The 12,167-nt window shown below is 68.6% G+C and carries 6 protein-coding genes; all 6 read right to left on the minus strand.

What is annotated here, in order from left to right; genetic code table 11:
* Nucleotides 1-199: DUF3325 domain-containing protein (locus AC07XP_RS21890; protein ID WP_495265859.1), on the minus strand; the 199-nt coding region annotated here is incomplete at its 3' end.
* Entirely contained in the window at nt 199-1,851 is a 1,653-nt protein-coding gene (locus AC07XP_RS21895; protein ID WP_495265860.1) for a PepSY-associated TM helix domain-containing protein, read from the minus strand. The genes AC07XP_RS21895 and AC07XP_RS21890, both read right to left, overlap by 1 nt.
* Nucleotides 1,848-2,156 (minus strand): DUF3649 domain-containing protein, encoded by a 309-nt coding sequence (locus AC07XP_RS21900; protein ID WP_420906996.1) that lies wholly within the window; start codon nt 2,154-2,156, stop codon nt 1,848-1,850. Before AC07XP_RS21900 ends, AC07XP_RS21895 begins: the two co-directional genes overlap by 4 nt.
* Nucleotides 2,157-2,305: 149 nt before the next feature.
* Entirely contained in the window at nt 2,306-3,658 is a 1,353-nt protein-coding gene (locus AC07XP_RS21905; RefSeq protein ID WP_495265861.1) for an esterase-like activity of phytase family protein, read from the minus strand.
* Between the two features lie 74 nt (nt 3,659-3,732).
* The gene (pbpC, locus tag AC07XP_RS21910) at nt 3,733-6,054 is read right to left on the minus strand and encodes a penicillin-binding protein 1C (protein WP_495265862.1); all 2,322 of its coding nucleotides are present in this window, start codon (nt 6,052-6,054) and stop codon (nt 3,733-3,735) included.
* Between the two features lie 21 nt (nt 6,055-6,075).
* Complete coding sequence (locus AC07XP_RS21915; RefSeq protein ID WP_495265863.1) at nt 6,076-12,084, minus strand: alpha-2-macroglobulin; 6,009 nt, start codon at nt 12,082-12,084, stop codon at nt 6,076-6,078.
* Nucleotides 12,085-12,167 lie beyond the last annotated feature (83 nt).

The following is a 12,167-nucleotide window of genomic DNA, read 5'->3' on the forward strand; positions in this document are numbered from 1 at the left end:
CCACCGACCCGCCCGCCGCCTCCAGGCTGGCCCACAGCGACAGGCACAGCAGCGCTGTCCCCCCAAGCTGCAGCCATCGGCGCCAGGCGCCCGGCGTGCTGCCGCGGCCGAAGACGTCTTCGCTGTGACGGTCCATCGCGAGGCTCAGCGCGCAGAAGCCGGCCAGCGAAGCGGCGAACACCAAACCGAGCAGCGGCATCACGACCCCTGGCCCGAGGCAGCAAGTTCCGTTGGCGGCGGCGGCTTGACGGCTTTCTTGGGCGCCGCCAAGGCCTTGCGGCGCTTGCGCTCCACCAGCCAGGTCGCACCCGCGAGTCCGAGGCCGAGCGCAATCGCCACGAGGTCGAAGCCCGCCACCGAACTCGGCCCGGTGCGCAGGCTCACGGTGAGCGGCGCGGGGCCGGTGAAGGCATTGAGCACCGGCAGCAATGCGAACAGCAGCGCGCCGAGCGCAAGCTGCGCCTGCCACATGCGCAGGGTCGGTCGCAGCAGGCCCAGCACGGCGGTGGCGCCCCAGACGATGAAGAACCAGCGGATCTCGGCCTCGTTGCGGCCGGCCACGTCGACCGGCAGCAGGCGGTTGGCCCAGAAGAAGGCAGCCATCGCCACGGGCAGGCCGGCGATCGCGCCGAGGTTCAGCCCGTCGACGAGCCGCAGGCCGACGCCGATGCGCCCGCCCTGCTTGAGGGTCTTGGCGTATTTCTGGCGCTCCTTCACGGCCCACAGCAAGAGGCCCGTCGCCACCATCAGGCAGCCCGCCAGGCCAGAGACGAAGAACAGCGCGCGCAGCAGCGGATCGGCAAAGCGGCCGATGTGCAGGCCGTAGAGCACGCCGCGCGTCTCGGCCGCGGCCTTGGGCACGTCGCCGAAGCTGCCGATGAGCGCGCCGGTCGTGCCGTTGAACTGCATGCTGGGCTGGTCGTACGACAGGTGACGGCCTTCGGCCCGCGTGAGCGAGACCACGGCGTTGGCGTCGTTGGGCTGGTGCACCACGATGCGGCCCACGGGCGCGCCGTCCCAGTGGGCCGTGGCCTGCGCCACCATGGGCGCGAGGGGCGCCAGCGCGGCCTTCGTGCCCGAGGCCTTGATCTGCGTGCGCACGCCGCCCGGGAAGGCCTCGGCGAAGAAGGTGTCGTTGCCGCCGTGCGCCTTGTAAGCCACCTGCGGGCCCCACGGCATGTACATGAACATCAGCGTGACCAGCCCGGTGTAGGTGATCATGGCGTGGTACGGCAGCGCGAGCACGGCGGTGACGTTGTGCGCGTCGAGCCACGAGCGCTGGCCCTTCTTCGGGCGGAAGGTGAAGAAGTCCTTGAAGATGCGCTTGTGCGTGACGATGCCGCTGACGATGGCCACCAGCATGAACATCGCGCAGAAGCCGACGATCCAGCGCGCCCAGAGCGCGGGCATGTAGTGCAGGTCGAAATGCAGGCGGTAGAAGAACTCGCCGCCGCGCGTCTCGCGCGGCGCGGTGATCGCCTGGCCCGTGGCCGGGTCGAGCATGGCGCGGTCGAAGCTGCGGCGCCGGTCCACGGGCGGCGAACCGGGCGGCGGCGGCGGCTTGGCCCACAGCAGGCTCACGCCGGGCTCGCGCTCGGTGGGCAGGGTGATGAACCAGCGCGTGGCATCGGGCGCGTGGCGCTGCATGAAACCCAGCGCGTTGTCGGCGGCCACCGGCTGCGGCACCGTGCCAGGCGTCACGGCATGCAGCTCCGGCTTCATCCAGAAGGTGATCTCGTCCTTGAAGTACGAGGCCGTGCCGGCCGCGAACACCATGAAGAGCACCCAGCCGACCAGCAGGCCCGACCAGGTGTGCAGCCAGGCCATCGACTGACGGAATCCTTCCTTCATGCGGCACCTCCGCCGCCCTGGGTCCACAGCAGCAACAGCAGGCCCTGCAGCGCCGCCGCGATGGCGAGGCCGGTCCAGGCGCGCCACGCCGAGCGCGCGGCGAAGACCCACATCACGGCCACGGCGTAGACGAGGAAGGAGGCCAGCGTGCCGGTCAGCGCGGCTTCGCTGCGCGCCATGCCGAAGAGGACGGGCAGGCCCAGCGCGAGCACGGCGGCCGACAGCGCGGCGACGCCGTAGCCGCCCGCGATGGCGGCGACGGCCCGCGACGCGACGCCCATCCGGTAGCGGAGGCCGGCGCTCACGACGGGCGCCGGACGACGTGCGAGGTCGTTCGGAAATTCATGGGACAGAGGGAGAGAGGAAACCTGGAGAATGAGAATCATACTCATCTTCTCGGTTTTTCTCGCCCCCGCCCATCCCGCGAGCGGGGCATTGAAAGGCGGGCGGCGCCTTACTTCGCCTGCAGCAACGCGCCGGCTTCGAGCAGCACCAGCTCGTTGTCGTCGGCCTTGTTCGGCTCGCGGCTGGTGGAGAAGGGCAGGTTGTTGTCGTTGCCGACCACGATGTGCGTGGCGTCGACCACGTCGACGTTCTCGATGGTGAAGAACGGGAACTTGAGCACGCCGTCGTTCAGCGGCTTGCGCGCGAGCTTGTTCGGGTCGGCGATGTTCAGCAGGTCGATGTAGCCGATCTTGCGCACCGCGCCGCCCACGTTCGCATCGCTCAGCTCGACCTTGTAGACGCGCTTGAACTTCGCGATGTCGTGGAAGCAGTCGGTGCGCTTCTGGCCTTCGGGGCAGGCCTTGTCGCTCGTGCCTTCGCCGTTGTCGCGCTCGATGATGAGGCCGGTGGTGCCGTCGATCATGTTGAAGTCGCCGATGGCGTGGCCGTTGGCTTCGAGCACGTATTTCCAATGGCGGCCCGTCCACTTCTCGGTCGCGACGTCGAACTCCAGCACGCGCAGCGCTTCCTTGCCGTCGACCTTCTCGTAGTCCTTGGCCTCGGCGTTCCACACCGGGCCTTCGAGCAGCGCATAGAGCTTGCTGCCGTCCTTCGACGAGGCCATGCCTTCGAAGCCCTTCGAGCGCTTGACCTGGAAATCGACCGCACCACCCGGTGCGCCCGGCGTGGTCACGGCCGGATGGTCGGGCGAGCGCACGGCCTTGCCGTCGACCTGCGTATCGAACACCGCGAGCACCTTGCCCTTCAGGTCGGCCTTGATCAGGAAGGGGCCGAACTCCTCGCCGATCCACAGCGCGCCGCCGGCGAACTGGAAGCTCTCGGGATCGAAGTCCGAGCCCGTCAGGTAGCGATGCTTCGTGCCTTCGTGAACGATGCGGAACGGCACCTTCTTGTCGGGGTCGTGCAGGAAGATGGTGTTGATGCGATTGAACTTGCCGCTCTTGAAGTCCACCTTGTAGTGGTTCAGGTAGAGCATGAAGTCGGGCGAGTTGGCCTTCGCGCCGGCGCCGTTGTCGGTGAGGATCCAGAACGAGCCGTCGTCCATCTTCTTGATGCCCGAGTGGCCCTGCAGCGGCTGGCCCTTGAAGGGCACCGACACGCCGGTGCCACGGCCGGCCGAGAGGCCTTCGACAGTGCCCAGCGCCTCGACGCGCTTGCCCGAGGTGAACTTGCCGCTCGCTTGCAGGTCGGCGGGCGCGTCTTTCGGCGCGGCGACGAAGCTCTGCGCGGGCAGCACGGCGTGGCCGGCGAGCGTGGCGGGAAAGGCGGTCTGGGCCACTGCGCCACTGCAGGCGAAGGCGGTGGCCAGGGCGACCAGAGAGAGGGAAGCGAAGCGCGTCATGAACGAAAAAGCTTTCAGTCGAAAACGCGTGACCTTGCCGGGCAGGCGTGACGCCGCCGTGACATCCGCTCAGCTCAAGGTGCGATGTCCACCGTCACTTCGCGCGACTCGGCGCGGCCCTGGTCATCGACCGCGCGCAGCACGTAGCGCCGGCCTGAATCGGCCATGTCCGGCATCCAGGTGATGCCTTCGCCGGGCGCCGCCTTGCCGACCAGTGCGTCATCGGCGAACCAGTAGATCGTCTGCGTGCCCGCCGCCGCTTCGGCGCGCAGCACGAGCGGCTCGGGCCTCTTCACGCGCAGCGTGTGCCGCACGCCGCGCAAGGGCGATGTGATGAGCGGCGCCGTCTCCGAAGCCTCGCCCTTTTCGCACCCATCGGTCGGCAGGCTCGCGCGCGGCAGGCCCGCCTGGCGGAACAGCCGCCGCATGTCGCTGCCCCATTGCTCGACCACCTGCTGGCGCGCGTTGGGCTGCGGCCCGCACACCACCTTGCCGGTCGTTTCGTCGACCCACACGGCACGGTGCAGGTTGCTCACCTGGATCGGCGACTTGCCGGCGATGAACCATGTCGTGGTGCGCACCGGGCACAGCGCATCGGGCAGCCCGCCCGTCGCGGTGCAGACCTCGACCTGGCGCAGGTCCGGCGGCTGGCGCGTCGCGATCTCGCCAGGGTCGAGCCGCTCCGCGCGCAGCGCATCGACCATGCGAAGGAACAGCGGCGCGGCCGCATCGACGCCCACCAGTGCGGGGTTGCTCGTGCCATCGAAGTTGCCGACCCACACCACGAGCACATGGCGGCCGAACACACCCGCGGTCCACGCATCGCGAAAGCCCCACGACGTGCCCGTCTTCCACGCGATGGCGGGGCGCGCGGGCAGCGTGGTGTCGGGGCGCGGCGTGTGGCGCAGCATGTCCAGCGTGATGAACGAGGCCTCTTCGCTCAGGAGGCGCAGCGGCTGCACCGGCCGCTCGTCGGGCGCGGGCTGCGTGTAGCGCAGCGGCTGCGAGATGCCTCCGTTGGCCAGCGTGGCGTAGAGGCCCGCAAGCTCCTCGGGCGTGACCTCTCCGCCGCCCAGCACCAGCGCGAGGCCGTAGTGCGATTCGCTCTGCAGCTTCTGCACGCCCGCGAGCCGCATGAAGTCGTAGAGCCCCGGCTTCGACAGCTTCGCAGCGACGGCCACCGCAGGGATGTTGCGGCTGCGGATCAACGCTTCCTGCGCGGGCAGCGGGCCGGCGAAGCGGTGGTCGAAGTTCTCGGGCGTGTAGGGGCCAAAGGAGGTCGGTGCGTCCTTCAGCATCGTCTTCGGATGCAGCAGACCCTGGTCGAGCGCGAGTGCGTAGATGAAGGGCTTGAGCGTGGACCCCGGCGAGCGCTTGGCCTGCGTGCCGTTGACCTGCCCCGCGATGGCGTCGTTGTGCCAGTCGGCCGAACCGATCAGCGCGCGCACCTGCATGGTCGAAGCGTCGAGCAGCAGCGCGCTCGCGTTGGTCATGCCGACGTCGGCGTGCGTGCGCAGGTACTGGCCCATCACGCGTTCGAGCGTGGCCTGCATGCGCAGGTCGATGGTGGTGCGCACTTCCTGCACACCACGCTCCTGAGCGAGCAGCATGTCGGTGGCGTGCGGCGCGAGAAAGGGGAGGCTGCCGCGCGACTGTGCCGAGAGCGCGAGTTGCGCATCGGGCGCGTGCTGCTTCGCGGTCGGATCGCGCTCGGCCCACAGCGCCCACAAGCGTTCGCGTGCCGACTGCAGCTCGGCATTGCGACCGCGCTCGGCGATGCGCTTGACCGGGTTCTGCGGAATCACCGCGAGCGTCAGCGCCTCGGGCAGGCTGAGCTTGGCGGCGTCCTTGCGAAAGTAGATGAGGCTCGCGGCCTGCACGCCTTCGATGTTGCCGCCGTAGGGCGCGGTGTTGAGGTACGCCTCGAGGATCTCGCGCTTGCTGAAGCGCGCCTCCAGCCAGAGCGCCGCGCCGATCTGCGCGATCTTGCCCATGGCCGTGCGGCTGTCGATGCCGTAGACGCGCCGCGCCAGCTGCATCGTGAGCGTCGAGCCGCCCTGCCTGCGCTCGCCGCTCGCGATGCGCCAGGCGCTGCGCGCGAGCGCGGCGGGGTTGACGCCGGGGTGCGCGTAGAAGCGGCGGTCTTCGTACAGCAGGACCGCATCGACCAGCGTCGGCGAAATGCGGTCGAGCGGCACCCAGAGGCGGTATTGCTCGTCGCTTGCGAGGGTCAGGCGCAAGAGTTCGCCGCCTTGCGCGTACACGGCACGCGAGCTGCCGACGGTTTCGCTCAGTGGGGCGTGCGGCCACAGGCGCAACAGCGTGAGCAGAAAGGCAACCGCCAGCGCCCACAGCGCTGGCTTGCGCAGCCTTCCCAACTTCACGCTGAAGCGCATGACGGCCTCCGCTGCCTGGCGTCAGTTCGCGACGACCTGGAAGCGCGCACCCGCCGAGCGCGAATACACGCGCCGGTCGTACATCGCCTCGCCGTACGCCGCCGGCACCACGAAGTCGCCGACGTTGGTCGCCCGCGCCTTGTAGGTCACCTCGAGCAGGTTCTTGTCGACGGCGCCGTAGAACACCACGCGGTCTTCGCGGATGTCGGCGTACTGCACCTTCCACGAACCGCCGCCACCGAGGCGCTTCTTCCAGATCGGCGCATCGGCATTGGCTTCCTGGTCGTCGCCCACGGCCTGCAGCACCGGCTCCAGGCCGCCTGGCAGCAGGTCGACCAGCGCCACGTCGTTGAGCTGTGCGCGCTCCAGGCTGCGCACGCGCACCCGCACGGTGACCTCTTCGCCAAGCTTGGCCTTGGTGATCGGGTTGCCCTTGGCATCGAGCACTTCATGGAAGATCTCCAGGCCCTGGTTCACCGGCGTGGTGGGCACGTTGCGCTCGAAGCCCTGTTCGGCCCAGCTGTAGTACAGGTTGAAGTCGCTGTCGTTCGACAGCTTGAGCTTGGCCGTGCCGGCGGGCACCGCAGCGCGCGTGATCGGGTTCACCGAACCCAGCGCGAGTGCCGCGGCCTGCCCTTGCGCGTTCACGCTCTGCGCCGTGAGCTTGCCCTCGGCGTTCTGCGCCACCGCTTCGAAGTACGCATCGACCGCGAGCAGCATCGAGGCAGACGACAGGCTGTTGTACCAGCCGTCGCGCACCATCGCGCCCATGCCTTCCCACACTTCGGGCTTCAGCGTCTTCAGGCGCGAAGGGAAGTGGCGGCCCACCAGGTGCAGCGTCATGCTGTCGTGCACCAGCGGGTCGTAGTACGCGCCCCACACGTTGCGGCGCTGCTTCTTCTCGGTGCGCGCGAGCAGGTCGGACCACACCGGGTTGAGCAGCTCGTTGGCCACTTGCTCCTGCTTCACGAGCTGGTAGCTCGCGGCGAGGTACACGGCGCCGAGGTCATCGCTCCAGCCTTGCGTCTGCTTGTTGCGCCATGCTTCGCGCAGGTTGGCCAAAGCGGCCGGCGCGATGATGCCCTGGCGCGTGAGCAGGTAGGCGGCCTGCGTGCGCTGGCGCCAGCCGTCGAGCGAGGTGTCGCCGCTGCCGAGCCAGCCCTGCAGGTAGGTGTTCGCTTTCTGCAGCAGGTCTTGCGGCACGGGCAGCTTGTGGTCCTTGGCTTCGATGAGCAGGTGCACCGCGTAGAGCGTGGCGAAGGCATCGGTGCCCGCGCCGGGCCACAGCGAGAAACCGCCGTCGGCCGTCTGACGTGCGCGCAGCTGCACGAGGTAGCGCTCGAAGGTCTTGCGCGCCTCGGGCATCGGGCCCTGCTCGGGCGTGCGGCCGCGCGCCATTTCCTTCACCAGCTCGGGTCGGCCCGACAGCAGCACGGCCGGGAAGGTCTGGCTCGTGATCTGCTCGGTGCAGCCGTGCGGGTACACCTCCAGGTACTGCATCAGGCCGGTCGCGAAGGCCCACGGCGCGGCGGACACCGCCACGTCGCTCTTGCGGAAGTTCGGGTACAGGTCGGCCTTGCTGCTCAACTCGCCCGCACGCTGGAAGCTGCCCGCCTGCACCAGCGTGACGAACGGCGACGCAGGCCGCACGCTCACCTCGGTCGACAGGCGCGCGCTGAAGGTCTTGTGCGTCGAGGTGAACACCAGCGCCGACGAACCCAGCACCGCCTGCTCGCCCGGCTTGGCGCGCACGTTGAACCTGGTGCTCGCTTCGCCGCGCTCGTTGACCTTGAGCGTCTGCGTCGCATCGCCCACCACTTCGAGCCCGCCCGAGGCGGTGAGCGTGAGCGCGATGGGCACGTCCTTGCCCGAGCCCACGATGTTGTTCGCAAGGCCCACGCCCACTTCGACGGTGTCGCCGGGCGCCATTGCGAGCGGTGCGTTCGGCAATATCACCATGTCGCCGCGCACCACGGTGCGGGTGCTCTTGGCGGCGGTGGTCTCGTCGTTCACCGCGACGGCCATCACACGCAGGCTGCCGTTGAAGCTCTCGGGCACGGTGTAGCTGAACTCGCGGCTGCCGTTCACATCGACGAGACCCGACCAGTACGCCACCGGCTTGTCGCGCTTGCGCTTGAACGGGTTCAGGTGCTTGCCGAGCTCGCCTTCGCCGTCGCCGCCGGGCGCGGCACCCTGCATGAGCTTCTTGAACTCCGGCAGGATCAGGTCGAGCGTCTGCAGGGTGCCCACTTCGAGCGCCCGCTTCTGGAAGAAGTGCTTGAGCGGATCGGGCGTCTTGTAGCGCGCCACCTGCAGGATGCCTTCGTCCACCGCGAACAGCACGGCGCGCGTGGGCTTGTCGCTGGTGAGCTTCATCTTCACCGTCTGCCCCGGCTTCACGAGTTCGCTGCTGGTGAGCTGCAGGTTCGCGGTGCGCTTGGCCAGGCTGGTGGCGAAGGGCACGACGCCGTACGACAGCGGGCTCATGTAGACCTCGTCCGAGGCCGGGTCGCGCACGAAGTGCACGTTGATGTAGCCGGTGCCCTCGAAGTCCTTGGGCAGCACGATCTTCTGCACCGAGGCGGTCTTGTCGGTCTTGAACCATGCGTGAGCGTAGACCTTGTCGCGCTCGATGGTGATGAGGCCTGCACCCACGTACGGCGCGCGGATGCTCACCTCGATCTCCTGGCCCGGCTCGTAGTCCTTGCGGTCGAGCGTGAGCTGCAGTTCGGCGTTGCGGTCCAGCGAGCGCGAGACGTTCGCGTTGCCCGCCACGCTGTACTCGACGCGGTTCAACTCCAGCCCGCCGGCATTGCGCACCACGTAGGCGAAGTTGCCGGGCGTGGAGGTGTTCAGCGCGATGGTGTTGCCGGCCGCGACGATGGCCAGCGGCTTCTCGTCGATCACGATCTCCTTCTTGCGCGACTCGTAGCGGTACAGGCCGTTGTCCTGCTTCACGAGCACCGACAGCACCTTGCGCTCCACGCGCTGGATCTTCAGGGCGTCCACGGCCGTCTTCTTGGCCTGCGGGTCGATCGCGATCACGGTCGCATTGCGCGTGGCGCCCTTGCTCACGTAGCTGGTGTCGCCATCGACCTTCACGCCCACGAGGTAGGGCATGTCGCTCACCAGCGTCTGCGCCTCGGCCGAGACGCTGCGCCCGCCTTCGGGCTCGAAGGCCTTGGCAAGCACGTGCACCTGGTACGTCGCCGCATCGAAGCGCGAGAGGCGCAGGTCGAACTCGGCCTTGCCTTCGGCGCTGGTCTGCACGCTGCCCAGGTCGTCGACCTGCTTCTCGGTGGCGCGCTGCGGATCGAAGAAGGCGTAGTCGGCGAACGCGCGGAACACCGGGAAAGCCGGGCTCAGCGTGAGCGTGCCTTCGACCTTGCGGTCGGGCGCGGGCGTGCCGAAGAGGTTCTGCACGTCGATGAGCGCCTTCAGGTCCTTGGGCCTGACCCAGCCCTCGGCGACCTCGCTGCTGAGCTTGGCGACGACCTTGGTGCGGTCGGGCAGGAACTCCTGCACCTTCACCGTGGTGCTGCCGATGAGCAGGCCCTGCACCTCGGGGTTGCCGGGCGAGGATTCACGCGGCAGGTAGAGGTTGACGGTGTAGTTGCCGGTGGGCGAGGTGTCCTGCGTGGCGTGGGCGATTTCCGCCGCGCCGCCGGGGCCGAGCTTGAGCTTCTCGCGGCGCACGCTGAGGCCGCGCGCGTCGATGACCTCGGCCTCCAGCGGCAGGTCGCGCAGCGACGTGGCCCAGTTGCCGGCCTTGACCATCATCGCGATGTGCATCGTGTCGCCCGGGCGGTAGATGCCGCGGTCGCTGAACACGTAGGCGGTCATCTGGTTCGGCACGCCGGCCGCGCGCAGGCCGCCGACGTCGAAGCGCGAGATGTCGAGCGTGCGGTCGCTGCGGTTGAAGGGCAGGAAGCTCAGGTCGCCGTCCTTGCGCACCACCAGCACCACGGGCGCTTTCTCGCGCTGGTAGCCGGCGAGGTTGGGCAGCTTGGCGGCGCCCGTGGCGTCGGTGGACTGCGACGCGACGATCATGCCGTTGCGGCCCCACACCTCGACCAGCGCACCGGCCACGGGCTGGCCGTTGGCAATGCTCTGCACGAACACGTCGCGCGTGCCGTCGAGCGACTTCTTGGCGACGATGCCCAGGTCGGTGACGAGCACGAGGCGCTGGTCCTTCTGGTCTTCGGGGTTGCCGCTTTCGGGGTCGCCTTCGCCTTCCGAGGGCTGTTCTTCCTGTTGCTCCTCTTCGGGCTGCGCCTGCGTGGCATCGCCTTCGGTCTTCTTCTTGGCCTTGGGGTCGTAGCCCTGCACCTTGAGCAGGAACACGCCGCGGCGGTCGGCCACGTCGCTGCGCAGGTACTGCGCGAAGTCGACGGTCTCGTAGTGCGCCTTGCCGGCGGGAATGCTGAGCGGGATCTCCTTCTGGAAGCGGTCGACGAGGTTGTCCGACTGCAGGCCGCCGTTGAACTGCGGATGCGCGAAGTCGCCGTTGGTCTGCGTGACCAGGTGCTGTAGCTGCTGCGGCAGCAGGCGTCCGATTTCCAGGCGGATGCCGGGCAGGTCACGCACCAGGATCGGCAGCTTGCGTTCACCGGAAAGTGCGAGCAGCGAACCCTGGCTCATGATGGTGAGCTCGGGCGCGAAGGTCTTGAGCAGGCGCACGTCCTGCCGCGCCGCGCCGAGCTGGTAGCCGCCCGGCGTCTTCAGGCCCTTGGCCACGCGCACCAGCAGGTAGCGGCCGCCTTCGGCTTGCGGGAGGCGGAAGCTGACCATCTCGGTCACTTCGCGTTCGCTGGCGATGGGCTGCAGATTGATCTTCTTCGCACGGCGCAGCACGGCGTCGGTGACCTTCGAGGGGTCGGCGGACCAGTCGAACTTCTCTTCCGGGTCGCCCTTGGCTTCTTCCGTGGCGGGCAGCAGCCAGGCCTGCACCACGCGCGCCATTTCGCGCTCGTGGACCGGCATCGAGGCGGTGACGTGCATCACATGCTCGGGCTCGCCGTTCTCGCCCGTGACGATGGTGGGGTCGATGCTCGAGATGTCGAGGCTGAAGAGGCCGGGGATGTCGACCGCGCGCGAGAGGTCGCTGCGCTGGCCGGGGCCGCCCTTCTGCGCAACCGCGCCGGAGGTGAGGCTGAGCACCACGGGGCGCGTCTTCTCGGGAATGGGCAGCGGCTCGGACTGGAGCGTGGCGGTGAGGCGCAGCTTGTCGTAGCTGACGGTGAACTTCTCGCTCACGCACTTGCCCACGCTGAAGATCGAGGTGCCGCAGGCCTGGTCATAGGTCAGCACCAGGCGTTTTTCGAATTCGGCCGTGTTGACCGGGTGCGAGAAGCGCACCTGGAAGAGCGCGCGCCGCACGTTGGCCTGCACCGGGTCTTGGTAGAACTCCGCGCCCGCGATGCGCGCGTTGAACTCGGGCGAGGTGAACTCGTACTTGCGCTGCTCGATCTCGATGTGCGGCGCGAGCGCGTCCTTCGCCAGCTGCACCTTGTAGGGCTGGCCGACCGGCCAGTCCTGCGCGGGCAGGAATTCGAGCTTCTTCTGGCTGCTCCACGACCAGCGCCCGGCGATGGCGGGCTCGATGCTGACGCCGGTCGCCTCCTGGCCGATGCGCGCGATCGGCGCGACCGAGGCGGAGAAGTTGATGACGACCGGGTTGGGCCCCTTGTCGTTTTCGATCTGCGTGCGCGGCGGCGGCACGATCTGCGCGGTGGAAACGACGGGCTCGACGCGATCGGGCGTGAGGCCGTGCCACCACTTCAGCACCTGCGGGCTCGCGAACCAGCCGGCCAGCACCAGCAGCGCCAGCACCACCACCCAGGCCAGCCGTTGCTGCAACCACTGCAGCCCGAAGAGAAGAAAGGCGCCCACGATGCGCAGCCACCCCGGAGGTCGCCAGGAACCGATGAGTCCGCGTGCCAGCGGACGCAGGAACCCGAGCACACGGCCCAGTCCGGTGAAGAGCACGTCGCTGAGCGACGCGAGTTTTCGATTGGCAACTTGAAGCATGGACGCTCCCCCGATGTTTTTGTTGGCGCCTGACAGTCTCTGCCCGGTCTGTGAAGCCATGGCGCTGTGTGTGAAGTCTGCGT

Source organism: Variovorax sp. GW531-E2 (assembly GCF_059423125.1).

What these genes read in the sequence shown, in the direction of transcription:
- AC07XP_RS21895 (WP_495265860.1), bottom strand. Translation starts at nt 1,851, where the DNA reads ATGAAGGAAGGATTCCGTCAGTCGATGGCCTGGCTGCACACCTGGTCG.
- AC07XP_RS21905 (WP_495265861.1), bottom strand. Translation starts at nt 3,658, where the DNA reads ATGACGCGCTTCGCTTCCCTCTCTCTGGTCGCCCTGGCCACCGCCTTC.
- pbpC (WP_495265862.1), bottom strand. Translation starts at nt 6,054, where the DNA reads ATGCGCTTCAGCGTGAAGTTGGGAAGGCTGCGCAAGCCAGCGCTGTGG.
- AC07XP_RS21915 (WP_495265863.1), bottom strand. Translation starts at nt 12,084, where the DNA reads ATGCTTCAAGTTGCCAATCGAAAACTCGCGTCGCTCAGCGACGTGCTC.